The sequence below is a fragment of the Gordonia alkaliphila genome (assembly GCF_039542465.1).
Taxonomy (GTDB): Bacteria; Actinomycetota; Actinomycetes; order Mycobacteriales; family Mycobacteriaceae; genus Gordonia; species Gordonia alkaliphila.
The window spans coordinates 72,786-99,273 of the sequence record NZ_BAABIE010000013.1; the positions used below are offsets into that span (position 1 = coordinate 72,786).

The 26,488-nt window shown below is 69.4% G+C and carries 22 protein-coding genes; 12 read left to right on the forward strand and 10 right to left on the reverse strand.

Annotated elements, in window-relative coordinates:
* Nucleotides 1-5: 5 nt before the first annotated feature.
* The 5 genes from ABD989_RS13985 to ABD989_RS14005 all read right to left on the reverse strand — a co-directional run bounded on the left by ABD989_RS13985 (nt 6) and on the right by ABD989_RS14005 (nt 6,930).
* Nucleotides 6-2,003, reverse strand: coding sequence for an OPT family oligopeptide transporter (locus ABD989_RS13985; RefSeq protein ID WP_246991050.1), 1,998 nt, complete (start codon nt 2,001-2,003; stop codon nt 6-8).
* 109 nt (nt 2,004-2,112) lie between these two features.
* The gene (locus tag ABD989_RS13990; RefSeq protein WP_345313945.1) at nt 2,113-3,141 is read right to left on the reverse strand and encodes a FecCD family ABC transporter permease; all 1,029 of its coding nucleotides are present in this window, start codon (nt 3,139-3,141) and stop codon (nt 2,113-2,115) included.
* Entirely contained in the window at nt 3,138-4,130 is a 993-nt protein-coding gene (locus tag ABD989_RS13995; RefSeq protein ID WP_345313946.1) for an iron chelate uptake ABC transporter family permease subunit, read from the reverse strand. The genes ABD989_RS13990 and ABD989_RS13995 overlap by 4 nt, the downstream gene beginning before the upstream one ends.
* Nucleotides 4,127-5,950, reverse strand: coding sequence for a siderophore-interacting protein (locus ABD989_RS14000; RefSeq protein ID WP_345313947.1), 1,824 nt, complete (start codon nt 5,948-5,950; stop codon nt 4,127-4,129). The genes ABD989_RS13995 and ABD989_RS14000 overlap by 4 nt, the downstream gene beginning before the upstream one ends.
* Nucleotides 5,951-5,955: 5 nt before the next feature.
* Nucleotides 5,956-6,930 carry an ABC transporter substrate-binding protein gene (locus ABD989_RS14005; protein ID WP_345313948.1) on the reverse strand — a complete coding sequence of 325 codons (975 nt, stop codon included), beginning with the start codon at nt 6,928-6,930 and terminating at the stop codon, nt 5,956-5,958.
* Between the two features lie 179 nt (nt 6,931-7,109).
* Between ABD989_RS14005 and ABD989_RS14010 the strand changes: the two genes are divergently transcribed.
* Nucleotides 7,110-7,832, forward strand: a complete 723-nt coding sequence (locus tag ABD989_RS14010; protein ID WP_345313949.1) for a helix-turn-helix domain-containing protein — start codon at nt 7,110-7,112, stop codon at nt 7,830-7,832.
* Nucleotides 7,833-7,839: 7 nt separating this feature from the next.
* Here ABD989_RS14010 and dnaG read toward each other — a convergent pair whose 3' ends face one another.
* Entirely contained in the window at nt 7,840-9,750 is a 1,911-nt protein-coding gene (dnaG, locus tag ABD989_RS14015; protein WP_246991068.1) for a DNA primase, read from the reverse strand.
* Nucleotides 9,751-9,923: 173 nt separating this feature from the next.
* Between dnaG and ABD989_RS14020 the strand changes: the two genes are divergently transcribed.
* The 6 genes from ABD989_RS14020 to ABD989_RS14045 all read left to right on the forward strand — a co-directional run bounded on the left by ABD989_RS14020 (nt 9,924) and on the right by ABD989_RS14045 (nt 17,423).
* Nucleotides 9,924-10,400 (forward strand): DUF4262 domain-containing protein, encoded by a 477-nt coding sequence (locus ABD989_RS14020; protein ID WP_345313950.1) that lies wholly within the window; start codon nt 9,924-9,926, stop codon nt 10,398-10,400.
* 36 nt (nt 10,401-10,436) lie between these two features.
* Complete coding sequence (locus ABD989_RS14025) at nt 10,437-13,694, forward strand: DEAD/DEAH box helicase (RefSeq protein WP_345313951.1); 3,258 nt, start codon at nt 10,437-10,439, stop codon at nt 13,692-13,694.
* 54 nt (nt 13,695-13,748) lie between these two features.
* Nucleotides 13,749-15,086 carry an MFS transporter gene (locus ABD989_RS14030; protein ID WP_372493274.1) on the forward strand — a complete coding sequence of 446 codons (1,338 nt, stop codon included), beginning with the start codon at nt 13,749-13,751 and terminating at the stop codon, nt 15,084-15,086.
* A 77-nt stretch (nt 15,087-15,163) separates the two neighbouring features.
* Nucleotides 15,164-15,994 (forward strand): alpha/beta fold hydrolase, encoded by an 831-nt coding sequence (locus ABD989_RS14035; RefSeq protein WP_246991077.1) that lies wholly within the window; start codon nt 15,164-15,166, stop codon nt 15,992-15,994.
* 90 nt (nt 15,995-16,084) lie between these two features.
* Entirely contained in the window at nt 16,085-16,807 is a 723-nt protein-coding gene (locus tag ABD989_RS14040) for a hypothetical protein (RefSeq protein ID WP_246991079.1), read from the forward strand.
* Nucleotides 16,808-16,901: 94 nt separating this feature from the next.
* Nucleotides 16,902-17,423 (forward strand): hypothetical protein, encoded by a 522-nt coding sequence (locus ABD989_RS14045; protein ID WP_345313952.1) that lies wholly within the window; start codon nt 16,902-16,904, stop codon nt 17,421-17,423.
* A gap of 74 nt (nt 17,424-17,497) precedes the next feature.
* On the opposite strand, the gene ABD989_RS14050 is transcribed toward ABD989_RS14045, so the two are convergent.
* Both ABD989_RS14050 and ABD989_RS14055 read right to left on the reverse strand, forming a co-directional pair.
* A complete protein-coding gene (locus ABD989_RS14050; RefSeq protein ID WP_246991084.1) occupies nt 17,498-18,787 on the reverse strand; it encodes a deoxyguanosinetriphosphate triphosphohydrolase in 1,290 nt (429 codons plus the stop codon).
* 120 nt (nt 18,788-18,907) lie between these two features.
* Nucleotides 18,908-19,459 carry a cold-shock protein gene (locus ABD989_RS14055; protein WP_345313953.1) on the reverse strand — a complete coding sequence of 184 codons (552 nt, stop codon included), beginning with the start codon at nt 19,457-19,459 and terminating at the stop codon, nt 18,908-18,910.
* Between the two features lie 249 nt (nt 19,460-19,708).
* Here ABD989_RS14055 and ABD989_RS14060 point away from each other — a divergent pair, with 249 nt between their 5' ends.
* The 3 genes from ABD989_RS14060 (at nt 19,709) to ABD989_RS14070 (ending at nt 23,522) form a co-directional block, all read left to right on the forward strand.
* Nucleotides 19,709-21,358: a vWA domain-containing protein gene (locus ABD989_RS14060; RefSeq protein WP_345313954.1), complete on the forward strand. Its 1,650-nt coding sequence runs from the start codon at nt 19,709-19,711 to the stop codon at nt 21,356-21,358.
* Between the two features lie 67 nt (nt 21,359-21,425).
* Nucleotides 21,426-23,168, forward strand: coding sequence for a ubiquinone-dependent pyruvate dehydrogenase (gene poxB / locus ABD989_RS14065; RefSeq protein WP_345313955.1), 1,743 nt, complete (start codon nt 21,426-21,428; stop codon nt 23,166-23,168).
* A 120-nt stretch (nt 23,169-23,288) separates the two neighbouring features.
* Entirely contained in the window at nt 23,289-23,522 is a 234-nt protein-coding gene (locus tag ABD989_RS14070) for a hypothetical protein (protein ID WP_345313956.1), read from the forward strand.
* 122 nt (nt 23,523-23,644) lie between these two features.
* Here ABD989_RS14070 and ABD989_RS14075 read toward each other — a convergent pair whose 3' ends face one another.
* Nucleotides 23,645-25,036: a glycine--tRNA ligase gene (locus ABD989_RS14075; protein WP_345313957.1), complete on the reverse strand. Its 1,392-nt coding sequence runs from the start codon at nt 25,034-25,036 to the stop codon at nt 23,645-23,647.
* A 109-nt stretch (nt 25,037-25,145) separates the two neighbouring features.
* Nucleotides 25,146-25,592, reverse strand: a complete 447-nt coding sequence (locus ABD989_RS14080; protein ID WP_345313958.1) for a nitroreductase family deazaflavin-dependent oxidoreductase — start codon at nt 25,590-25,592, stop codon at nt 25,146-25,148.
* Nucleotides 25,593-25,690: 98 nt separating this feature from the next.
* Here ABD989_RS14080 and ABD989_RS14085 point away from each other — a divergent pair, with 98 nt between their 5' ends.
* Nucleotides 25,691-26,056 (forward strand): ArsR/SmtB family transcription factor, encoded by a 366-nt coding sequence (locus ABD989_RS14085; protein ID WP_345313959.1) that lies wholly within the window; start codon nt 25,691-25,693, stop codon nt 26,054-26,056.
* Nucleotides 26,053-26,463, forward strand: coding sequence for a Fur family transcriptional regulator (locus tag ABD989_RS14090; RefSeq protein WP_345313960.1), 411 nt, complete (start codon nt 26,053-26,055; stop codon nt 26,461-26,463). Before ABD989_RS14085 ends, ABD989_RS14090 begins: the two co-directional genes overlap by 4 nt.
* The last annotated feature ends 25 nt before the right edge of the window (nt 26,464-26,488 follow it).

Sequence of the window (26,488 nt, forward strand, 5' to 3'; positions counted from 1 at the left end):
CTGTTTCAGAGCACCGACTTGACCGGCGGACCATCGTACGGCGCGGAGGCGACGCTGCGCGTCTTCCGGTACAGCCAGACCACCAGCGCCGCGAAGACGATCACGCCGACCAGCTGTGCCCAGTTGCCGTACCCGTCCGGGATGAACGGCAACTGCAGCGGCTCGTCCTTGCCGCTGGCGGCGACGATGCCGGCGAAGATCACGCCGTACAGGCTCTCACCGACGATCAGGCCGGTCGCCATCAGGACGCCGAGACGCTTGCGGCGCGCCGCATCGGTCACGTCGCGTTCGGCCCACTTGTCGTAGGCGCGGCCGATGAACGCACCGATCGGGATGATCAGCGTCACGGCCATCGGCAGGTACATGCCCATGCCGACCGCGAGCGGCGGGACGCGGAGGCTCTTGGTGGTGCGCTTGAGGACCTCGTCGAGCACGATCACCACGGCACCGATCACCGCGCCGAGACCGAGCAGGCCCCAGTCCAGTTCGTCGCCGAAGATGCCCTCCGCCAACGACGACATCAACGCCGCCTGCGGGGCCGCCAGGGCGTCGGCCTTGGCGCCGGGGGCACCGGCGAAACCGAACGCGGTGTTCATCAGCCCCAGCACCGGCGGGATGATCACGGCGCCGAAGCACACGCCGATGATGAGGGCCACCTGCTGCTTCCACGGCGTCGCACCGACCAGCTGGCCGGTCTTGAGGTCCTGCAGGTTGTCGTTGGAGATGGTCGCGACGCCGAACACCACGGCGGCTGTGAACAGTGTGTACGCGGTCATCGCCAGCGCATCCTCGGAGCCGTGGGTCAGCTTCAGCAGGAGTGCGGCCAGCAGCACGACGACGATGCCGACGCCGGAGATCGGGCTATTCGACGATCCGATCAGACCGGCCATGTAGCCACACACCGCGGCCACCACGAGTCCGATGAGCAGCACGAAGATCACACTCACCGCGATCATCCCGGCACTGTTGCCCGCGAGCGGGGTTCCGCGCAGGAAGTCCCACAGCAGCCACGCGATCGGGATCATCGCCACGAAGACCGAGATCACCACCCACTGGAACGGGATATCGCGCTCGGTGATGTCGACGTCGACGCCGCTCTTGCGCTTGCGCGCGCTCCGCAGCGATTCGGTGATGCCCCGAGCGATCGGCAGCACCAGCGTCAGCAGGGTCCAGACCGCGGCCACCGCGATGGCGCCGGCCCCGATGAAGCGCACGTCGGACGAGAACAGCGCACTGACGCCTGCGAGCAGGTCGCCGTCGCCCAGGTTGTTCCACGACTGCTGCGGCAGCAGGATCCCGTAGGAGATCACCAGGCCCACCAGCATCGCCACGCCGACGCTCACACCGACCAGGTGGCCCACACCGATCAGCGCCATCGACAGGCTCGCGCCGTACATAGTGGCGCCGCTGCCGACCTTGAACGCACCGGCCACCGAGTTGCTGAGGACCTTCAACGACGCCAGCAGCGAGAAGCCGGCCGCGACGAGCGAACCGGTGATAATCATCCGCATGCCGCCGCGATTCTCTTCGGCGCCCGTCTCGCTGTCGCCCACCTTGAGCACCTCGGCGGCGGCCACGCCCTCCGGATAGGGCAGGTCCGAGCCGGTCACCAATGTTCGACGCAGCGGAATCGAATACATGACACCGAGCAGGCCGCCGATCGCGCAGACGGCGACGGTCTCCCAGTACGGGAAGCCGGTCCACCAACCGATCATGATCAGGCCGGGCAGCACGAAGATGATGGCCGAGAGCGTGCCGGCCGCCGACGCGATGGTCTGAACGATGTTGTTCTCGACGATCGAGTGGTTCGCGAAGTACCGCAGGATCGACATCGAGATCACGGCGGCCGGGATGGCGGTGGCGAACGTCAGTCCCACCTTCAGACCGAGGTAGACGTTGGCGGCGGTGAAGACCAGCGTGATCAGACCACCGAGCACCACCGCCCGAATCGTCAACTCCCGCATCGCCGACCGTTGCCCAGAGGCGGTCTCCGTCGTCGTCATCGCACTCTCCATCTCCACACCGGTCGCACGGTCCGCGCCGACCCCACTGTCGCAGAGTCGACGAGGTCGGCATCTGCGGCCTGCCAAGAATAGTCCCCCACCGGGACGCTCACCGACGCGCGTTCTCCCGCATCAGCAGCCAGATCAAGTAGAGGCCGCCCAGGACCACGGTCACCGCCCCGACCGGCAGCCGCACATCGGCAAACATGTACTGCGCCACCAGATCCGCCCCGCTCAGCAACAGCGCACCCATCAGCGCGGACCCGGCGACGGTGAGCGGGGCCCCGGGCCCCTGCAGCCGCCGTGCGATCTGCGGCGCCGCCAGCGCCACGAAGGCGATCGGTCCGGCGATCGCGGTGACCACGGCGGTGTAGCCCGCACCGACGACGATCAACAGCACCCGGGTGCGATCGACCCGCACGCCGAGCGCCGTCGCGGCGTCGTCACCCAACTCCAGCTGGCGGATCCGGAAACTCGCCACCGGCAACGTCGGCAGCAGCACCACAGCGGCTGCGACGGCCCACACCAGCGGCGCCCATCCGACCGTGTTCAACGACCCCGCGCCCCAGATCGCCGCGTGCATCGCATCGTCGAGGTCGGCCTTCACCGAGAACCATTGATTGAGTGACGTCAGGACCGCGCTTACCGCGATGCCGACGATGATCAAGCGAAATCCGTCCACGCCGCCGCGATAGGAGAGCGCGAAGACCACGGCGGCGGCCGCCAGCGAACCGCCGACGGCACCGAGGACCAGCGCGGCATAGCCGGGAGTGCCGAACACCAGCACCGCGACCACGCCGGTGTAAGCGCCCGAGTTCAGCCCGATCACATCCGGGCTGCCCAACGGATTACGCGTCAACGACTGGAAGATCATGCCGCTGATCCCGAGGCACGCCCCGAATACCACCGCTGCCAGCGCCCGGCGGATCCGCCGGTCGAAGGTCAGCTCCACTCGCTTGCCGCCGGTGCCGACGAGCCCGTGAACCACGTCGCCGAGCGACAGACCGTGCTCGCCCAACAGCAGCGCCAGCAGCACGCAAACCGCCGCCCCGACACCGACCAACAGGTTCATCGCCACCGCGCGGGGCCGGTAGCGTACGCTGACCGCGCCCATCGCCAGGATGCGCTGGGCGCTCACCGGTCGGTCCCCACACGACGCACCAGCCAGATCAGCACCGGAGCACCCAGCAACGGCGTCATCACCCCCACGGAGAGCTCGTCGGGCCAGATCACCAGGCGCCCGAGAATGTCGGCAGTCAGCAGCAGCGCCGGCCCCAGCACCACCGCGAAGGCCATCACCCACCGCTGATCGACGCCCGCCGCCAAGCGCACCGCATGCGGAATCATCAGACCGATGAAAGCGATCGGTCCAGCCGCGGCCGTGGCGGCCCCGCACATCAAGACCAGTCCCAGCACCCCGGTCAGGCGCGTGGCGGCCACGCGCGTGCCCATCGCCACTGCCATCTCCTCGCCCAGTGCCAAGGTGTTCAGTGCACGACCGCTCAGCAGCGACAACACCAGACCCACGACGATGAGCGGCGCGACCGCGGCCACGGTGCCTTCCGGCCGGTCGGCGATGCTGCCCACACCCCAGAACCGCATTCTGTCGAAATAGAGCGGGCTCAGCAGCGACAAACCCATCGCGATGCCGTTGAACACCGCGGTCACGGCCACACCCACCAGCGTCAGCCGCAGTCCGGTGGCGCCGCCGGGCGCCCGTGCGGCGATCGCCGCCACCAGAATCGCACCGAGCACCGCGCCCGCCAGGCTGAGTGGCAGATACTGCCCGATCTGTGTCACACCGAAGAATGCGACCCCCGCGGCCACCGCCAGCGCCGCTCCGGCATTGACCCCCAACAGTCCCGGGTCGGCCAACGGATTGCGGGTGAGCGCCTGCATCAGCGCCCCGCCGACGCCCAACGCCGCACCTACCAGCAGCCCGAGCACCGTCCGCGGCAGACGCAGCTGGAGGATCGTGTTGTGATCGATCGAGCCGTCCGGTGCGGTCAACGCCGACCACACGGTGCCCAGCGGCAGCGGCGCCGATCCGACCGCGACGCTGACCACGGTCACCGCCACCAAAATCAGGCAGGCCACGACGAACCAGGCGACCCGGCGCAGCGTCACCGAGGGGCGTGTGTCAGGGAGATCGCCTCGACGCCCCAGCCCAGCGGCCACACCTCGTCGACCGACCAGCCGGCCCGGGCGGCGAGGCGACGAAGATCGTCCCGCGTCCGCGGTCGCGCACCGCACACGGCCACCCGCAGCAGCGCCTGTTCGAGGGCGTCCGGGCCCAGCGCGTCGGTCCCGGTCGCCTCCGCCAGGACCACGGTCGACGCGGTGTGGCGGAGTTCGGAGAGGTAAGCGAAGGCCTCGGCGTCGTCGCGGGCCGCCAGCGCCAGGCCCCCGAGCACCACGGTGTCGCGGCCCCGGGCCCAGACGTCGGTGATCTCCACCTCGGACGCCGCCACGTCCGCAGCGAGCGCGGGGAGCACCGAACGGGGTTCCACGATACGTATCGCGCGGCCCTCGCCGGCCAGCGCCGTGGCCAACACCGCCGCCCCCGGTCCCACCACCGTCACCGGGCCGGAACCGGCCACCGCGGGCACCGTCTTGAGCGCCGGAACCAGAAACGCCAGGCGTCCAGCCGCCTCCATCAGCTCGCGATACTCGGCCGGGTCCTCGGCGGCCTGAGCCCAGAAGCTCGCACCGCGGTGCCGCGCCCAGTTCGACGTGTCCGCACCCAGCGCCTGCTCCAGATCCGCCAACAGCATCACCTGGTCGGCCCGGGCGCCGTCGAACAGCTCCGCCACGTGCTCGTCGTCGATGAGCAGTTCCCCGTCGGGGGTGAGCGACACCGCGCCGTCCTCGAGGCCGACGACGTCCGCGGCGGCGAGCAGCTCGATGAGCGGTCCGAGCTGTTCGATACCGACCCCCAGCCGCTCGGCGAGCGCACGCATCCGGATCGGTCCGGATTCCAAGCGGCGCAGCAGCCCGCTGCGCAGCGCGATCCGCACCGCGAACCACGACACCGGCGAGTGCACCACGCCGGCCAGCACGGGCAGGAGGCGCCCCGCCGCGCGATGACGGTCTTGGTCCACCCCGCCTGCGTGCTCCGCGGCCCCGGCCGTCCGGTGCCAGTAGCCGGTGATATTCACATGCGACTTGGCGATCCCCCAGTCCCGCGTCACCCGCTTGCGTACCGGCAGCAGCGCACGACTCTCCGCTCCGGCCCACACGTAACCGGTGCCGACGGGTCGCGGCAGCGCGCACACAGCCTCGCCCAAGGCGTGCGGGTCACCGGGCTCGGCCACCACGGTGACGAGCGAATCCGCTTGTGCCAGCGGCAGTTCCGGCGTCGCAGCAGCCTCCGCAACCGCCAGCACCACCGTCACCGGTCCGTCGACCGGACGCTCCAGCAGGAACCTCTCGATGGCCGGGATCCCCGTCTCGTCGCCGACGAGCAGCGTCCACTCGGCGTCATCCGGCACGATGGTCGACGACTTCGGCCCCACCGCCCACAGCGTGTGGCCCGGTCGCGCCGCGGCCGCCCAGCGCTCGGCCGGCCCCGCCGCGGAACCGTCGCCGCGTGCACCGTCACCGCTGTGCAACACGAAGTCGAAGCTCACCTCACCGGCCACCGGATCCACCTGCACCGGTGTGTAGTCCCGGGTGACCCGCACCTGTGAGGTGGGCCACTCGATCCCGTTCTCCCGTTGCAGCGGGAGCGCTTCGGCGATGTCGCCGTCGGGCGCGAGCACAAACTTGACGTGGTCGTCGAAGGCCAGACTGGTGAACGCGGGCAACGCCAGGCCATCCCGATCGAAGGCGCCGAGTTCCGGGCCGCCGACGGTGACTCGACGCATCCGCGGACCCCGCTCGGTCACCCTCAGCACCTCGAGTTCGCGCACCACCAAGGGCAGCGCGGTGAATCGTCCGCTCGCCACCCCGCTCACCCCCGCCCGAAGGTCTTCTCGACGATGTTCAGCATCTCGATGGCCTCGTGGAAGTCGCCGCGCTGCACCCAGTACGGCAGGTCGTAGGCCTGGTTCGCGGCGAAGGCCGGGAGCTGCGCGAAGATCGGTTTGCCGCGTAGATCAGCCACTGTCGGGGCGCCTTCGGTGAAGGGGATGACGAACAGGGTGTCCATGGTCAACACCTGGCCCACCTGCTCGGTGGACAGTGCGTACATGTCGCCGCCGGGCGTGTACGGCTCGAAACGTCCGCGGGCGAACAATGGGGCGGGTCGGAAGCCGAGCGCCGCGAACTCCTTCGGAAGCCCCCGATCCTCGATCAGCACGTACACCGAGCCGTCGGCGGTCAACGTCAGGAAAGCACTTTCCCCGGGCGGCACGCTGATGCCATCGCGGACCGCCACGACGCGCGCGTCGTACTCGGCGATCGCATCCCGGTACACCTGAGGCTCGTCGAAGACGTCGACGGCGAGGAACTCGAACTGCTGCTGCCACTGCGTCAGATCGCCGCTGACCACCACCGTGGGAGCGATCGCCGAGAGCTCTCCGTAGGCCTCGGTGGCGTGCCGCAGCGGAAAGCCCAGGCCTCCGGCGATGATCAGATCCGGCTCCTGAGCCAGGATGGCCTCAGTGTCGAAGCCGTCGACGTCCCACGGCAGCCACTGCGTGCCCTGGGTGCGAGCGGCCTCGGCCCACGCCGGCGCGAACACACCGGGTGCGGCCGTGTACTCGGGAGTCATCGCGACTACCGGCACGTCCATGTCGTACAGGTAGCCGGCGAGGGCATAGTTCAGCAGCACCACCCGCTGGGGATCGCTCGGCACCTGCACCTCGCCCTGATCGGTCTGGACCGTCACCGCCCCGCCCTCGGCGGCTTCCGAGGACGAACAGGCGACGATCCCCGTCGCCAAGGCTGCCACGGACAGCAACGCCAGGATTCTTCGTGCCCACATCGGCATCTCTTGCCTCACTTCGACTCTCGGGCTTGCACAGCCTCCAGGAGGCACCACGGCACCTCCGCATTAATTAGGTAAGACTAAGCTTAGAACCGCCGCGAGGCGGGGCGGTTCCCAACCGGACACGACCGCGCGCCCAACCGGACGAATCCACCTAGCACATGAGGAGCGAGCCGATGGAGGCTGCACAGCGCCCTTCGACGGCGGTCGAGCCGCCCCACGCCATTCGCGTCCTCGGCCACTCCGAGCACACCCATCAGCTGCCCCACCTGATCTATGTGGCCGTCGGCGTCGCCCACCTACGGGTGAACAGCCGACCGATGACGCTGCGCGCGCGGGAAGCTGTCTGGCTCGCCCCCGGTGTGCCGCACGCCGCCCGCTACGAGCCCGGCAGCCTCGTCCTGGGACCGCTGCTGTCACCGAACACCGTGCCGCGCGCGGGGGTGCACCGACTGCCGCCGATGACCGAGTTATCGCAACTGATGACCGCCCTGCTCGGGATCGGGTCCTGCACCGAGGACCAGATCGCGATGTTCCGCGGCCGCCTCGACACCCTGCTGAACTCGGTGGCCCTCCCCCTGTTCCCGCTCACACCCCCGCGACATCCGGCCGCCGGTGCGCTCGCCCGCAGCTGCGTCACCACCGAGCAGCCCCTCGTCCAACTGGCCGCGGCGCACGGCCTCAGCGCACGGCAGGCCCAACGCATCTTCGTCGCCGAGACCGGCCTGCCCTTCCGCCGCTGGCGGGTGCAGGCCCGGTTGAACATCGCCGCCGAACGACTACGCGGCGGATCGTCGGTGGATGCGGCAGCCGCCGTCGCCGGGTACGCCACCGCCTCCGGACTCCGCAAGGCGCTGCTGCGCGAGGCCGGCCTCGACATCGACGCGCTGCGCGGTTAGCACCGAGTCAGAGACTATCGACGCCGGCGTCGACGGCCTGCTCCAGCAGGCTGCGCCGGTACGACTCGAGCGCGACGAGGTCGCCGAACAGCGCGTTGTAGCCGTCCGGGTCGCCGCCCGGAGACATGCGGCGCAGCTTGGACTTGAGGTCGCCGATCTGCGCGCCGACCCACACTTCCTGCGACCGCGCCAGCACGCTGGCGATGTAACGCGGGAGCTGCCCCTCCTCCACCGGCAGGTCCTCCACGGCCAGTTCGGTGACCAGCGGGGTGAGCGCCGGATTGTCGACGGACTGACTGATCGCGTCGACCCACGACGCACCGCTCATTCCGCTCGCGGTGCCTCCGATATTCGAGATCGCCTGACGCACCAGGGCATACGCCGGCTCGCTGAAGCACTCCGGCGGGAGCGAGTCAAACACCGTCCCGGCGAGCGCCGGATACTGGATGGCGGCCTTGAGCGCCTCGCGTTGCGGCCACAGCCGCGGATCGTTCGCCAGCGGGCGCGCGGTCGGCGGCGGGGAGGCCGCCTCCGGCGCCTCGTAACGGCCGGGCCGTCGTCCCCGGCCGGGTTGCTGTCTCCCCCGGCCGCGGCCGGCTTGCTGTCGTACGCGGCCGAGCACCTGGGCCACGTCTTCCCAACCGACCCATCCGGCGAGCTGGCGCGCGTACTCGTCACGCAAGGCCACGTCGCGGATCTGCGCGACCACCGGCACGGTGTCGCGCAGCGCGGCCACCCGCCCCTCCGCGGTGTCCAGGTCGTGGTTGGCCAGCAACGCCTTGATGGCGAACTCGAACATCGGGATCCGCTGCGCGATGAGGTCGCGCAGTGCGGCGTCGCCGGAGTTCTGCCGCAGATCGCACGGGTCCATGCCGTCGGGGGCGACGGCCACGAAGGTCTGTCCGGACACGGACTGTTCGCCCTCGAACGCCTTGAGCGCAGCGGCCTTGCCCGCCTCGTCGCCGTCGAAGGTGTAGATCACCTCGCCGCGGAAGTACGAGTCGTCCATCATGAGGCGCCGGATCAGCGCCAGATGGTCCTCGCCGAACGCCGTGCCACAGGACGCGACGGCGGTCGGCACGCCGGCCATGTGCATCGCCATCACGTCGGTGTAGCCCTCGACGATCACCACCTGGTGTCCCTTGGCGATGTCGCGCTTGGCCAGGTCCAGCCCGAACAGCACCTGCGACTTCTTGTAGAGCATGGTCTCGGGCGTATTCATGTACTTGCCGAGATTGTCGTCGTCGAACAGTTTGCGCGCGCCGAAGCCGATCACGTCTCCGGCGAGGTTGCGGATGGGCCAGAGCAAGCGGCGATGAAACCGGTCGATCGGCCCCTTTCGTCCCTGCTTCGACAGCCCGGCAGCCTCCAACTCGTTGAACGAGAAGCCCTGCGTCAGAAGCACTTTGGTCATCGTGTCCCAACCGGCCGGCGCATAGCCGCAGCCGAACGTCTCGGCGGCGGCCTGGTCGAAGCCCCGGTCGGTGAGGAAGTCCCGGGCGGTCTGGGCGTCCGGGGTCCGCAGCTGTTCGGCGTAGTACCGCTGCGCGGCCGCGTTGGCCGCCACCAGGCGCGCACGCGTGCCCCGATCACGCACGATCGCGGTGCCGCCGCCCTCGTAGTTGATGCGGTAGCCGATCCGGTCGGCCAGCTGCTCCACCGCCTCGACGAAGCTGATGTGCTCCTGCTTCTGCAGAAACGAGTAGACGTCGCCGCCCTCGCCGCAGCCGAAGCAGTGATAGTGCCCGTGGTTGGGTCGCACATGGAACGACGGCGTCTTCTCGTCGTGGAAGGGACACAGGCCCTTCATGCTGTCGGCGCCGGCCCGCCGCAACGCGACGTAATCTCCGACGATGTCCTCGATGCGCGTCTGCTCACGGATAGCCGTGATGTCGCGATCGGGGATTCTGCCTGCCACCGGGCCAGTCTAGCCAGCATTCCGACCGGGGCTCCGCCACCTGACGGTTCCGCGACGTCCGGCCCGCTCAGCGCGGCGGACCGTTCTTGTCACACCCCCGCCCTATCGTGAACCACGTATCGAACAGATGATCGATACCCGGCCCGTTCCGCCGGTTCGACGAAGGAGTGACCATGTGTGAACACGATCCGCGCTGCCAGGGCACCGACGACCTCGTGGGCCAGGCGCTCGCCCAGATCATGGCCGGCCGCTGGGCCGTCACCGGCGTCTACAGCGACGAGACCGGCCCGCCGCTGGCCTACACCACCGGACTGGTGGAACACGGCCGCCCCGAGCTTCTGATCTACGGCCTGGAACCCGAGCAGGCCCTCCCGATCGTCAACCGGGTCGCCGAGCTGGTTGTGGCCGACGCCGACGTATTGGCGCAGCCCTACCTCGACCGGGTCCTCCGACCGCCCTACCGGCTGGCACTCCTGCCCGCGGTCCACACCGACGAGCTCACCGTGACCCGCCTGTTGTACGGCCCCGATGTCAGTGCGGTGCAACTGATCTGGCCGGATGTCGACGGGCGCTACCCGTGGGACCACGGCTACGGCTACGCGTCGTACATACAACCGCTCACCGGAGTCCCACGGCCGCTGGCCGGCTGACGCCGTCGTCGGCGGCCAACCACTAATCTGGCGACGATGGTTACCCGAAGTTGGTCCGCGGTCCAGGCAGAGCAGGCGTTGAGCCACCTGCCGATCCCCGACGTGCTCCGGGGCCGCGGCTACGCCAAGCAGGATCGGATCAGCGCGATCGAGTGGACGTCACCCACCGTGCTGCGCGGCATCTGCCGGGGGTCCGGCGCGAACCGCTACCAGAGCACGGTCACGCTGCACACGGCGCAGGGGCAGATCGTCGACGTGTTCGGCGTCTGCTCCTGCCCGGTGGCCGCCGACTGCAAACACTGCGCCGCGCTGATCCTGGCCGCCGTCGACACGGACGAATCCTCCTCGCCGTGGCGCGCCCTGCTCCGGGAAGTGAGCGCCGAACCCGCCGAACCGACCCCGCGACGGGCGGTGGCGCTGCAGTTCCACGTCTCGGTGGCCGACGCGCTCGGTCTGCAGGTGGCCCTGCGCCCGGTGGTCCAGCAGCCCGACGGCACGTGGACGCCGCACCTGCCGTGGGCCATCGTCCTCGACGGCAACGGGGACGGCTACGACGACGCCGACTTCCGCGCGCTCGCCGCCATCGCGTCCGCGTTCTTCTCCCCCGGCAGCCGCCGCACCCGCGGCGTCACCCGACTCCCGGCCGCCGTCGCGCTCGGGACTGCCCCGGCGGCCCTGTGGACAGCGCTGCGCGGCGCCGTCGAGAGCGGGCTGCCGGTGGTGGTGACGGGCCTGGCCGACGACGTGGTGCTGACCGACGAGTTCGCCGTCGCCTACCGCGTCCAGCCGCACAGCGACGGTGCCGCGCTCACCGCGTCGCTCACCCTGGCCGGCGACCACCTCGACGGTTTCCCGTCCGCCGTCGTGGGCCTCCCGAAGAACGGGGCGGCACTGCTGCGCGACCACACCCTGTACGTCGGCGCCCTCCCACAGCTCACCACGGGCGAAGCCGAACTGCTCTCCGGCGGCGTGCTGGAGATCCCCACCGCCGATTTCGCCGAGTTCAGTGCCGCCCTCCCCGAGCTGACCGCCCGTCGCAGCGTCGAGGTGCCCGAGCGCGGCCTGCTGCCGCCGGAGGTGTCGGCACCGTTCCCGCTGCTGCTCATCGAGGTGGAGGAGTCCGGTTCCCGCGTCCGATGGCGGACCGGCTATCTGGTCGACGGCTATCGCCGCGACTTCGACCCGTCGATCCCCGAACGCACGGTCGGCCTGCGCGACGTGGACGCGGAAGCACAGATGTGGCAGCGAGCCCGCCCCGACCTGGAGCTGTTCTGCGGCAGCCTCGGCCGCTGGAACGATGCGCTGACCGCGCGCACCCGCGGTCGCCTCCGTGCCGAGCGGGTGACCCCCGATCAGGCCGCGCTCGGGGACCTGCTGATTCCGATGGGTCTGAATCTCGCCGACACCGCGGTGCTGTGCGCCGAGACCGTCGCCCGGATCACCGCTCCCGGCCTGATTCAGGTCGAGATCACCGGTGCGACAAGGGACTTCCGTCCGGCCGACACGGTGGAGATGGGCTTCCGAGCCTCCGGCGCCTTCGAGTGGCTCGACTTGTCGATCGATGTGCTGATCGACGGTGAGCCCGTGCCGCTGGCGACGGTGATCGATGCCCTGGCCCGCGACGACGACACGCTCGTCCTCACCGACGGCGCCTACTTCCGGCTGGACACGCCGGAACTGCTGCGCCTCAAGGAACTGCTCGACGAGGCCCGCGCGATGGGCGACCTCCAGGGCGCCCGCATCGCCACCGGTCACCCCAACGCGACGCTGTGGGACGAGCTGCTCAGCCTGGGTAGCCTCGACACCCGCCTGGAGGAGTGGCGCCAGCAGCTCCGCCGACTGACCAACGCCCGGCCGCCGGAGCCGGTCCCGGTGCCCGACGGCCTGGACGCCGAGCTGCGCGGCTACCAGCGCGACGGTCTCGACTGGCTGAGCTTCCTGTGGGACAACGGGATCGGCGGGATCCTCGCCGACGACATGGGTCTGGGCAAGACGGTGCAGACCCTCGCCCTCATGACCCGCGCGGTCGCCGAGAATCCGCAGGCACGTTTCCTCGTCGTCGCCCCGACCAGCGTGATCGGCAACTGGGCCGCCGAGACCACCCGCTTCGCGCCCGGCCTGCGCGTGGCGACGGTGACCGCGACGCAGAAGCGGGCCGGCCGACCGTTGGCCGAGCAGATCGGCGACGCGAACTTGGTGATCACGTCGTACACCCTGCTGCGCATCGACAGCGACGCCTTCACCGAGATCGCTTGGGACGGAGCGGTTTTCGACGAGGCGCAGTTCATCAAGAACCACAACTCCAAGACCCATCAGGCCGCCCGTAAGCTCTCGCCGCCGTTCAAGCTCGCCATCACCGGCACCCCGATGGAGAACAACGTGATGGAGCTGTGGTCACTGGTCTCGGTGGTGATGCCGGGCCTGTACGCGAGCCCGCAGAAGTTCCGGGAGCACTTCGCCGGTCCGATCGAATCAGGCACCGCACCCGATCGGCTCGATGTCCTCCGGCGACGTCTGAAGCCGATCATGTTGCGCCGCACCAAAGATCAGGTCGCCGCCGACCTGCCACCCAAGCAGGATTCGGTGCTGACCCTGCAGTTGACCCCGAAGCACCGCAAGCTCTACGACCTCGTCCTCAACCGGGAGCGCCAGCGCATCCTCGGACTCCTGGAGAACTGGCAGGACAACCGCGTCCAGATCCTGCAGGCGCTCACCCGGATGCGGCAGTTGAGCCTGCACCCCGGGCTGGTGAACGAGGAGTTCCGCACCGTGTCCGCCAGCAAGATCGACTACCTGGCCGAGCACCTGCCGATCCTGCTCGACGAGGGCCACAGCGCCCTGGTCTTCAGCAGTTTCACCGGCTTCCTGCAACTGATCGCTCAGGCGCTGACCGACGTCGGGATCACATTCAGCTACCTCGACGGCTCCATGTCGGCCCGCAAGCGACAGGCCGAGATCGACAAGTTCACCGGCGGCGAGACCAAGGTCTTTCTGATCAGCCTCAAGGCCGGCGGCTTCGGCCTCAACCTCACCGCGGCGGACTACTGCTTCGTCGCCGACCCGTGGTGGAACCCGGCCGCCGAAGCCCAGGCCGTAGACCGCGCCCACCGCATCGGGCAGGAACGCCCGGTCACGGTGTATCGCCTCGTCTCGGCCGAGACCATCGAGGAACGGGTGATCGAACTGCAAGACCGCAAGCGCGCCCTGTTCGACGCCCTCATCGACGACGGCGAGCAGTTCAGCGGCAAACTCTCCGCCGACGACGTGCGCCGACTGATCGCCGACGACGAGTAACCGACGGTCCCGGCGAAAAAGAACTCGCGCTCGGGGCGCACCACCCGGCACCATTTGACGGTGACCACTCCGACCACCCGGCTGCCCCGCGTGCTGCAGCCGTTCGCGCTGCGCCAGTATCGCTGGCTGGTGGCGGGTCTGGCACTCGCGCTGTTCGGCGACGGCGTATGGCTGATCGCCCTCATCTGGCAGGTGATCGCCCTCGGCGGCGGTCCGGGCGCGGTCTCGCTGGCCTCCGGGATCGCTGCGGTCGGCATGGTGGCGTCCACGCTGCTCGGCGGCGTGCTCGCCGACCGGGCCTCCCAGCGCAGCATCATCATCGGGCTGGAGACGGTCAAACTCCTGGCGTTCGCGTCGGTGGGGATCGCCGCGCTGCTCCACCTCCTGACCCTGCCGCACCTCGTCGTCGCCGCCCTGCTCGTCGGCATCACCACCGGGATGTACTACCCCGCGTACTCCGCGCTGCTGCCGCGCGTCGTCGACGCCGCACAACTGCTGGCGGCCAACGGCGTCGAGGGCTTCCTGCGGCCGGTCCTGCTGCAGGCCGCCGGACCGTTGATCGCCGGGGTGATCGTCGGCGCCGCCTCCCCGGGCACCGCGATCCTCGTGGGCGCCCTCGCCTGCGTGCTCGCCGCCGCGTGCTACGTCGCGATGGGACCGATCGTCGACGACGTCACCGACTCGGACGCCGTTGCACAGTCCGAACACCCGGCACCCCACCCGATCGCCTCGATCGTCGCCGACCTCGGCGAGGGATTCGCGTACATGTGGCGCACGCCGTGGCTGTGGGCGTCGCTCTTCTACTTCTCGTTCCTGCTGCTGATGGTGATGGGGCCGCTGGAAGTCCTGGTCCCGTTCGCATTGCGCGAGCGCGTCGCGGGCGGCGCCGCCGACCACGCGATGGTCCTCGCGGCCTTCGGCGCCGGGGCCGCGCTCGGCGCGTTCGTCCTCGCATCGCGGCCGATGCCTCGGCGCTACCTCTCGTTGATCTTCGGCTTGTGGGCCGTGGCCGCGCTGCCGCTGGTGGTCATGGGCGTCACGCACAGCACCTTCTGGTTCGTGGTCGCCGGCTTCGGCCTGGGCCTCCTGCTCGACGGTCCGATGGTGCTGTGGGGCACGCTGCTGCAGCGGCGCGTTCCCACGCCTCTCCTAGGCCGGATCTCCGGACTCGACTTCTTCGTCTCCGCCGCCCTGATGCCGGTGTCGATGGCCGTCGTCGCCCCGATCAGCGGAGTCCTCGGCGTCACCGCCACCTTCGTCCTGGCCGGTCTCCTCCCGGTTCCGGCCGCGGTCCTGTTCTACGTGTGGGCCCGCCTGTGGCGCGACGAGATCGACCACCCGTTGCAGATCTCCGAGCTCGACGTTCCGCTGCCGCCGTCGACCCCGCGATGAGCGCACTATGACCTTGGTCTCTGGCCGGACTCGAGAAGCGTTGGGTAGCGTTCGAGGAAAGTTCACCAGGGGGCGGAATGGAACAGTATGCACGGTCCGGTCTGACGTTCGACGTCACCGATTCCGGTATCAAGCGGCACGGCACAGTCGTTCTGCTACACGGCTTTCCGCAGACCTCGCATTCCTGGCGCCAGGTCACCCCGCTGCTGAACACGGCCGGTTATCGCACCGTCGCACCCGACCAGCGCGGCTACTCGCCCGGCGCACGACCGGACGGCCGCACCGCCTATCGCGCCTCCGAGTTGGTCGACGATGTCGCCGAGCTGATCAACGCGCTGGGCGACGGTCCCGTCCACCTCGTCGGGCACGACTGGGGCGCGGCCGTGGCGTGGGGTCTGGCCGCGAGCCGTCCGGACCTGGTCCGCACGCTCACGTCGGTGTCGGCACCGCATCCGGGTGCCTTCGTGAAGTCGTTTCTGCACAGCGATCAGCTGCTGCGCTCGTGGTACATGGCGGCCTTCCAGCCGCCCTTCGTGCCGGAGTTCCTCATCGACCGCTTCCCCGCGCTCTTCGACGACCTGTTGCGGCGCACCGGCATGGACGACGAGCAGCTCGCCGACGTCCACCGCGACGTGATCGACGCGGGCGCGTTGACGAGCGCGTTGAACTGGTACCGGGCCATGCTGCTGAACACCCCGCAGGCTCTGGCCCGCCGCGTCGCGGTGCCGGTGACCCACGTGTGGGGCGCGCACGACACGGCGCTGTCCCGGCGCGGCGCCGAACTGGCGGCGGACTTCGCGATCGCCGACTTCGACCTGCGGGTGCTGCCCGACGGCGGGCACTGGATTCCCGAACACAACGCGTCCGAACTGGCCGATCTCATCCTCGGCCGCGCACACGGTCACTGACCCGCCGCCGAACCCCGCGCGCGACGGCCCGGTCGGTCATAGTGGATGCAAGGCCGCTATCGCACAGTCGACCCCCAGGAGGAGAGCAGCATGCCCGACGACTTCCCCCTCAGCGAAGGCACCACCCTCACCACCGCCGTCTTCGGAGTGCCGGTCGGCGGCCTCGTCCAGGTGTGGACCGACAAGCCCACCGTCTGGCGTCTGGTGGACGTCGGCGGATTCTCCGATGCCGTCGGCATCGGCTCGGTGGCGCGCACGCAGATCGGACCGGGCCGGTACCGCGAGGTGTGCCTGTTCGACGACGAGAACGGCACGGTCGTGCTGCAGGAGCGTCACTTCTTGGAGGCTTCGGACAAGGGCTACCAGGTCGGCGGCCGAGTCTTCCAGGCCGAGCCGCCCAGCGAGGTCTTCGGCGACCCCTGGGAGGACTTGAGCGCCGCCGTCTTCCACGCGGCCGCACGAGCCTTCGACCGGGGCGAACTGATCGTCGTCGAACCGGGCGGCTGGGACGATTCCGACGGACGCTACTGCCTGATCGGCGCCTTTCACGACGGTGCGGTGGACCAGATCGTGCTGGAGACCTCCCCGGTGCCCGCCGGCAGCGAAGTATGGCCGGCCACCGACGAGACCGCGGGCCAGACCATCAGCGCACCGGTCAGCGACGACACGCTGCGCGGCGCCGGCACCCTCGCCATCGACGCGGTGCACCGCTGGGGACTGGCCCCGTGGGACGTCACGATCACCTACGTGGTGCCGCCGGAGGCGTTCACCGAGCAGGCGGCGGCGAACGCGGTGCCGCCCGCCGACGGCTGAGTTCCGCCGAGAGGCCTCGCCGCGGTTTCGGCACTACACTGAACCCGATGACTCCGTGTCGAGAACGGGGCGACGCCGAGGAGGTGCACCGACCATGACCGAAGAACGCGAAGACGACTTCGTCGGCTGCGACACGTGGGCCGCGATGGTCTCCTGGCTGGCCGAATCCCTCCCGGAGATCCCGGTCGGGGTGACCATCGACTTCGGCCCCAAGGACATGCTGCTCGACGACGTCCTCGACGCCGACGACTTCGAGGACGACCCGCTCGAAGCGCTCTGCGCACAGATCGTGGTGCTGCAGCACGGCCGCTTCCTCGTCCGCCGCTCCCGGGTGGTGATGGAGGCCAACAGCTACATCTCCCACGACGCGAGTGCCGCGACGCCGAACCGGTGGTTCGAGGACGACCCGGCGGGCGATTGCACGGCCGGTGCGATCTACGTCGACGACGCCCACCTGGCGGCCGAGATCTGCGTGACCTGGCTGTCCTCGGAGTCCCGCGACGAGGGGCCCCTCGACTTCGGCTTCGACGTCAGCGAAGCGATCCCGCTGCCGGGCAGCGCGCAGGCCGAGCCCGCCTGGACCATCGACGACTTCCTGCGCCGCCTCGGCCACTGACGCCGGGCTCGGCGCCCCAGAACCGGCAGCACGGAGCGGGCGACCGGGGCTCACCCCAGGTGCGCCTGCACCGTTCACCCCAGGTGCGCCTGCACCTCGGCACTCCCCTTGTCGAGCCGTTCCAGCCGCCCCTCGGTCATCGACGCGATCTGATCCACCACCACGCGCATGCGCTGCGCGTCGTCGTCGGCCTGCGACCACCGCGGCACCAGGATCGGGTCGAGGCCGCCGGGAGCGGTGTTCAGCAGCAGCGTCGCCACCCGGTGAATGCGTTCGCGTTGCCGATCCTGCTTGGCCCGATGACTGCGGTCGGAGAAGATGAAGCGCAGGGCGACGGTCTTGAGCATCGCCACCTCGGCCGCGACGTCGGCGGGGATCTCCAGGTCGGCGTCGTAGCGCCGCAACGGCTTGGGCCCCTGCACCTTTCGGGTCGCGGTGATCACCGCTGCGGCGAACCGACCGATCAATTCGGAGGTCAACCGCTTCATGGCGACCAGCGAATCCAGGGAACCGTCGTAGGAACCGAGCGCGCGGAAGATCTCCATCTCCGAGAGTCGTTGCGCCGCAACCACCAACGAGTCCGGATCGAGCCCGTCGAAGTAGCGCACGCCCAGTTCGGCGAGCTCGGTCTGGTCGTCGGCCGACCCCAACTGCCGCAAGTCGATGCGGCCGCTGACGATGCCGTCCTCCAGATCGTGCACCGAATAGGCGACGTCGTCGGACCAGTCCATCACCTGCGCTTCCAGAGAGCGACGTCCCTCCGGTGAGCCGCGTCGAATCCAGGCGAGTGCGGGCGCGTCCTCGAGGTACGCGCCGAACTTGGTGCCGGGCACCTCCCGGGTCCACGGGTACTTCAGGGTGGCGTCCAACGACGCCCGGGTCAGGTTGAGCCCGGCGCTCGCCCCGTCGGGCCCGAGGATCTTGGGTTCGAGCAGAGTCAGGATGCGCAGGTTCTGGGCGTTGCCCTCGAAACCGCCGTACTCGGCGGCCACCTCGTCGAGGGCCCTCTCGCCGTTGTGCCCGTACGGCGGATGGCCGATGTCGTGCGCGAGGCCTGCCAACTCCACGAGGTCCGGATCGCAGCCGAGTTCGGCGGCGATGCCGCGGCCGATCTGCCCCACCTCGAGCGAATGCGTCAATCGCGTGCGGGGCGTGTCGCCCTCCCGCGGGCCCACCACCTGTGTCTTGTCAGCCAGGCGCCGCAGCGCCGCACTGTGCAGCACGCGCGCCCGGTCCCGCGCGAAGGCGCTGCGATGATCGGCGGCCGGCCGCTCCCGCTCCACCTGCTTGAGCGACTCGGGAGCCATCCGCTCCACGTCGTCGGCGTCGTAGGAGGCCAGGAGCGGTTCAGACGGGGAAGTCATCGAAGATCTCTACTCGGTTCCGCCGCCGCAGCGGCGCAGAGGTGACGTTCGGCCGCCGACGGGAGAAACCCGCCGACGGCCGAAGTCGGGAACGTGACGCCAAGAATATGACGCCTGTCGTCAGCTGGTCGGCCAGCCGCGGGCCTCCGCCAGTTCCATCAGCTTGCCGCGCACGGCGTTGATCTGACGAGCGGTGAGGTCCGGGGAGGACTCCAGCAGCAGCTCGGTGAGCTCGTTGAACAGCGGACCGGAGTAGGTCTTACGCTGCGGACGGTCGTCGCGATCACGACGGTCGCGGCGATCGTCCCGGTCGCCGAAGCGGCCGCGGCGGTCGCCCCGGTCCCCACGGTCGTGGCCGCGGCGGTCGTCGCGGTCGCCGAACCGACCGCGGTTGTCGTCGCGACCGCGGTTGTCGTCGCGACGCTGGGCGCGCTCGGCGGCAGGCGACTCACCGGCGGGCGCCTCCTCGGTGACCTTCACATTGGTCGCCTTGGAGCCGCGATCGGTGGCTTCGACGTCGAAGTCCACCTTCGCACCGGGACGCAACTGGCTCTCGTCGATGCCCTGGATGTCGTTGATGTGCAGGAACACATCGTCGCCGCCGCCCTCCGGCGACAGGAAACCGAAACCACGATTCGGGTCGTAATGCACAACCTTGCCGCTGACACTCACCGCAAAACTCACTCTCCGCGACGCCGCTGCAACCGGACCCCTTGCCCGAGCGGCGTTTCACCCGTCTTACTATGCCTCATCTTCACTGCTCACACCCGCTTTGCATCGCACATCGCTCCGCTCGCGTCGTCGTGGTCCCGACCACGGAGGCGGGCGACCCCGCCGTGACGTTCCTCCGTACGGGCGGATTCGTGTCGTCTGCGGCGATTCCCCACCTGGGACGCTCGCGCTCATGCCTAGGCTCGACGAATGCTGAGCCCCGTCTCGCGTCGATCGGCCGCTCACCTGGCAGGCCTCGTCGTCGCGCTCACGACCGTCCTCGTCGTCGCCGGTTGCACCTCCGTCGACGGCACCCCATCGCGCTCGTCGAATACGGCACCCGCGATCACCGCGATCGCCCCCACAGCGATCATTCTCGACGCCTCCGACTCGATGACGAGCGACGACGCCCCCGGACCGCGCATAGCGGCGGCCAAACGCGCCGCGACCGGTTTGATCGACGCCCTGCCCGACGGCTCGGACCTGGCTCTTCTCTCGTACGGCACCGGCACCGGCACGACGCCCGCCGAGGCGGCGGCGGGCTGCCGCGATGTCACCACCCTGGTGCCGCTGGGGCCGCTGGACCGCGCCCCGATGACCGCCGCGATCGAGGCGATCACGCCCCGCGGATTCACCCCGATCGCCGAATCCCTGCGCCGCGCCGCGGCACTGCTGCCCGCGGACAGCGCCGCGGCCATCGTCCTGATCTCCGACGGCGAGGACACCTGCGGCACCCCGCCGTGCGACGTCGCCGGTGAACTCAAGCGGGCCAACGCGCAGTTGCAGATCTCCACCGTCGGTTTCCGCACCGAAGGCGCCGCGTCCGATCAGCTCCGGTGCATCGCCGACGTCACCGGCGGCCTCTTCGTGGAAGCCGCGAACGAGGCGCAACTGGCCGCGCGTCTTCTCGCCACCCAGAACGGGAGCGCGGCGGCCACGGTCAACGGCGCCGCGTTCGAGGGCATCGACCTCGGCCAGTCCCTCACCGACATCCGGCGGCAGCACCCCGACTTCCCGAACACCGGCATCGTCGAGGACGACCTCACGATTGTGCACTGGCACGACTGCGACTGGGCCTTCGACCGCTCCCAGCAGCTGGTACAGATCCGCCCGGCCGAGGAGGTCCGCACCATCGACGGCGTCGGCGCGGGCAGCACCGTGGGCGATGCGCAGCGGTTCTACGGCCCACCGGTGGCGACGGTGAAAGAGTCCGACGGCACGTACACGCTGACCTTCGACGCGGGCGGCGACAAGGCCGCCTACCAGGTCACCGCGTCCGGTACCGACGGCTCCGCCGTCATCACCCGGATCGTCGTCTGCCGCTGCCTGCCGACCACCGCGGCCGACCTGCCGAGCGCCCCGCCCACCGGCCTGTGCTCGGCGAATCATGTGACCAGCCAGGCCGATTACACGCATCCTCGGCTCGGCCTGATGCGGCTGTTCACCCTCACTCGCGGCGCCTCCAGCGGGGACGGGAACAGCTGCGTCGTGGCGGTCCCCGCCGATGCCGACCGCGCACCGATCGTCGTCGACAAGATGTCCGTCTACAAAGACGAGCTGACGCTCGCCGAACCGGTCTCCGACTCCACCGGCAACGCCTTCGTCAACTACAACCCCGGCCGGTACAACGGCGTTCTCATCCTGGTGCCGACCGACTCCGGTTTTCAGCCCCTCACACCGCAAAAGTTCGGTGAACCCTCTACCGGTGTCCGCAACTTCTACGGCGCCGAGCTGATCGGGCCGGGCGCCAACGGCCAGTACGTCATCGAGCAGAGCAGCAACGACTGCACCCCGGATTGCGCCGGCGGCACCATCACCAAGACCAGGTATCGCTGGAACGGCAGCGACTACGTGCAGTAGGCGACGAGGTGAAGGAGTAGCCGCGCGCCGCTACGGTGGAGGCCAGCGTCGTTGACTGGAGGAAACCATGGCGTACACCGTCGCCGATCTGATCGTGGAAACCATCCGAGAGGCTGGGGCACAACGAGTTTGGGGCATTCCCGGTGATTCGCTGAACGGTTTCACCGACGCGCTCCGCACCCATCCGGAACTGCCGTGGATGCATGTGCGGCATGAGGAAGCCGGAGCGTTCGCGGCGAGCGGCGAGGCCGCGATGACCGGTGAACTCGCCGTCGTCGCCGGCAGCTGCGGGCCGGGCAACCTGCACTTCCTCAACGGCCTGTACGACGCCCACCGTTCCCGCGTCCCGGTGCTGGCCATTGCCTCGCACATCCCCGGCGACCAGATCGGCACCAACTACTTCCAGGAGACCCACCCGGAGAACCTGTATCGCGAGTGCAGCGTGTACTGCGAGGTGGGCCGCACTCCCGAACAGCTCATCCGGATCCTCGACATCGCGATCCGCACGGCGATCTCCGAGCGCGGCGTCGCCGTCCTGGTGATTCCGGGCGAACTCTTCACCGCCAAGATCGATCGCCCCGAGCGAGTGCCGCGAATCCGCGCCACCAGCCCGGTGATCCGTCCGTCCGACGAAGAAGTGCATCTGGCCGCCGCCATGCTCAATGCCGGCAAGCGGGTGACGATCTTCGCCGGCGCCGGGTGCGCGGGCGCCCATGACGACGTGGTCGCGCTCGCCGAGCGGTTGCGCGCCCCCGTGGTGCACGCCTACCGCGGCAAGGAGCACCTGGAGTACGACAATCCGTGCGACGTCGGGATGACCGGCCTGGTCGGCTTCTCCTCCGGCTACCGAGCCATGGAGAGCTGCGACACGCTCCTGATGCTCGGCACGGATTTCCCGTACGACCAGTTCCTGCCCCGGCACGCGCGCATCGTCCAGCTCGATATCCGGGGCAGCCAGCTCGGCCGGCGCACGCGCGTCGATCTGCCGCTGGTCGGCTCCGTCGTCGACACGCTCCCCTTGCTGACCCCGCTGATCGACGACGACCGCGACCGCACCCATCTCGACGCGGCCCTGCAGCACTACGCGTCGACCCGCAAGCTGCTCGACGAGTTGGCCGTCCCCGACGACCACATCCCGATCCGGCCCGAGTACCTGACGACGCTGCTCGATCAGCTCGCCGACGACGACGCGGTCTTCGTCCCCGACGTCGGCTCCCCCATCATCTGGGCGGCCCGCTACCTCACCATGAACGGACGACGACGCCTCCTCGGCTCGTTCAACCACGGCTCCATGGCTAACGCACTGACCATGTCGACCGGCATCGCGGCGGCTTCGCCGGGGCGGCAGGTGATCTCGCTGTCCGGCGACGGCGGTTTCGCGATGCTGCTCGGCGAACTGTTGACCCTGGTGCAGAACGATCTGCCGGTCAAGACCGTCGTCTACAACAATTCGTCGCTGAACTTCGTGGAGCTGGAGATGAAGGCCGACGGCTTCGTGAACTTCGGCACCGACCTCACCAATCCGAGCTTCGCGGCGGTCGCCGAGTCGGTCGGCATCCGCGGCTGGGCGGTGACGACGTCGTCGGAGCTGCCCGCCGCCGTCGCCGAGTTCCTCGCGCACGACGGCCCGGCCGTCCTCGACGTGACCGTCGCCCGCCAGGCGCTGTCCATCCCGCCGGCGATCACCGCCGCGCAGGCCAAGGGGTTCACGCTCTGGTCGCTGCGGACCGTGCTGTCCGGCCGCGGCGACGAGCTCATCGACCTCGCCGAGGTCAACCTGCTGAGTCGGCTGCGTCGCCCCAAGGAGTAGTCCGCCCCAAGGAGTGGGCGGTCCGCAGCGCGGTACGGCCCGCCCGCGACGTCGTACCCGGGTGGTTCACTGCGTTCAGGCGCCGTCGCATCCGGCGGCGGCCCTGATCGGGGGATCATCATGACACTCAACCGCAAACTCAGCCCGGGCGACGTGTACCGCCTGCTCGCCGAGCTCCGCGCTCAGCTGCCGCCGGACTACGACCCGTACGACGACTACTGGGCCGCCCCGTACGACTGCGACCCGGCGATCTGCGCCCTCGACGACGAAGACCGCCCCGAGGAGATCCTCCGGGCGGTCTTCATTCCGTATCCCGAGCGCGGGGCGCCGCCCTGGCGACGCGTGGCCGGCTGACGCCCACCCCGCCGACCTGCCGTGTCGCGACCCTGTCTGCGGGTCGCTCCCGGAGCCGGCGGCGGCGACCCGCGATTCGGGTCGCGACACGCGCGGTCGCGGGTGGGCGGGCGCGGGTGGTGTCAGGCGCCGAGCAGCTTGCCGCCGAGGTATTCGGCGACCCGGTCGAGCGACACGCGCTCCTGCGACATGGTGTCGCGCTCACGCACGGTGACGGCGTCGTCCTCGAGGGTGTCGAAGTCGACGGTGACGCAGAACGGCGTGCCGATCTCGTCCTGGCGGCGGTAGCGCTTGCCGATGCCCTGCGCGTCGTCGAACTCGATGGCCCAGTGCTTGCGCAGCTCGGCGGCGAGGTCGCGGGCCTTCGGCGAGAGCGACTCGTTGCGCGACAGCGGCAGCACCGCCACCTTGATCGGCGCCAGACGACGATCCAGCTTCAGCACCGTGCGGGTGTCGGTGCCGCCCTTGGCGTTCGGCACCTCCTCCTCGGTGTACGCGTCGCACAGGAAGGCCATCATCGACCGGCCGAGACCGGCCGCCGGCTCGATCACGAACGGCGTGTACTTCTCGCCGCTCGCCTGGTCGAAGTAGCTCAGGTCCTCGCCCGACTCGCGGCTGTGCGTCGACAGGTCGTAGTCGGTGCGGTTCGCGATGCCCTCGAGCTCGCCCCACGGGTTGCCGCTGAAACCGAAGTCGTACTCGATGTCGGTGGTGCCCTTGGAGTAGTGCGAGAGCTTCTCCAGCGGGTGCTCGTACAGGCGCAGGTTGTCGCGCGCGATGCCGAGGTCGGTGTACCAGTCCATCCGCGCGTCGATCCAGTACTGGTGCCACTTCTCGTCCTCGCCCGGCTTGACGAAGAACTCCATCTCCATCTGCTCGAACTCGCGGGTGCGGAAGATGAAGTTGCCCGGCGTGATCTCGTTGCGGAAGCTCTTGCCGATCTGCGCGATGCCGAACGGCGGCTTCTTGCGCGTCGTGGTCATCACGTTCTTGAAGTTCACGAAGATGCCCTGCGCGGTCTCCGGACGCAGGTAGTGCAGACCCTGCTCGTCGTCAACCGGCCCCAGGAAGGTCTTGAGCAGACCCGAGAATGCCTTCGGCTCGGTCCACTCGCCGCGGGTGCCGCAGTCGGGGCAGACGATGTCGCTCATCGGGGCGTCGTCCGGGTTGTCGAGGCCCTTCTTCAGGGCGTACGCCTCCTGCAGGTGGTCCTGCCGGTGACGACGGTGGCAGTTGGTGCACTCGATCAGCGGGTCGGTGAAGACCTCGACGTGACCGGACGCCTCCCACACCTGGCGCGGCAGGATCACCGAGGAGTCCAGGCCCACCACGTCGTCACGCGAGGTGACCATACTGCGCCACCACTGGTCCTTGATGTTGTTCTTCAGCTCCACGCCGAGGGGGCCGTAATCCCACGCCGAACGCGTACCGCCGTAGATCTCACCGCACGGGAACACCAGGCCGCGACGCTTGGCGAGGTTGACGACGGCATCGACTTTGGACTGCACAGCCACGGTTACTGTTCTCCACGCTTGAGGGGTTGGACTCATCCGCGGCGCACCATGCCGTTCGGCACGCGCACCACGACCTACAGGGTATCTCCCCCGCGCAAACCGCCCGCGCTCACGTCAGGATGAGTTCGACGTACGGGATCGCCTCGAGCGTGCTGCCGATGGACTCCTCGATCACGCCGGCCAACTCGTCGTACGCCTTCGGGTGGGCCACCCGGTACCGCTCGATCACGCCCTCGGCGACTTCCGGCGGCAGAGTTCGGGCGATCGCCGGTCGACGCCGCGCGAAACCGATGGACACCCAGCAGTGCTGATCGGCCCTCAGATTGGCGTACCACTGCGACCTCTCACCGAACCCCGAGGCGACCACCACCCGGTGCTTGGCCGGGCGTTCCACGCACTCGAGCACGACGAACCGGTGCACACCGGACTTGCGCCCGAGGTGCTCCACCAGGAGTAGCCGCCCACCGAAGACGAAGCCGAGACCGGCACGGAAGAGCGGGATCGGCGCCCGCACCAGCCATCGGGTGTGCAACATCCTCGACGCCAGACTCGCCATGTCACCATGCTATTGAGCACGTCTCGACCACGCAGCGACCCGTGCAATTGGGAACCGATGCTAATAAGCTGGCGGCAGATCGTCCGGAAGGGGACCCAGTGACGCAGCCCGACCTCGCAACCGCCGGCCATGCCGCCGCAGGCGAACTGCTGCGCGCCCTCGCCGCCCCGGCGCGCGTCGCGATCGTCCTCGCCCTCAACGAGCGGGCGATGTGCGTGCACGAACTCGTCGACACCCTCCATCTCAATCAGCCGCAGGTGAGCCAACACCTGCGTGTGTTGAAGAACTCCGGCGTCGTCGTCGGCCATCGCCGCGGCCGCGAGGTGGAGTACACCCTCGTCGACGACCACATCGCTCACATCGTCACCGACGCCCTGATTCACGTCACCGAAGGCAGCCACGGGGAAGACGGCCACGGGGTAGTCGACCACGGGGCGGGGGGCCACTCCGAGGTCCCGGCATGACCGACCCCAAACCGGTCACCGGTCAGCGCACCACCAAACAGCGCGCCGCGATCGCCGACCTGCTGACCCAGAACGACGACTTCCTCTCCGCGCAGCAGTTGCACGACCTGCTCACCGCGCGCGGCGACTCCATCGGCCTCACCACGGTCTATCGCAACCTCCAGGCCCTGGTGGACGCCGGACAGGTGGATGCCATCTGGGACGGCTCCGGCGAGACCCGCTACCGCCACTGCTCCACCGAGCATCATCACCACCTGGTGTGCCGATCCTGCGGCGCGACCGTCGAGGTGCAGGGCGAGCCGGTGGAACGCTGGGCGGACGCCATCGCCAAAACGCACGGCTACCGGGACATCGCGCACACCGTCGAGATCTTCGGCACGTGCGCCGCCTGCGCCGCGGCCGACTGACCCACGGATCGTCAACCAAACGTTG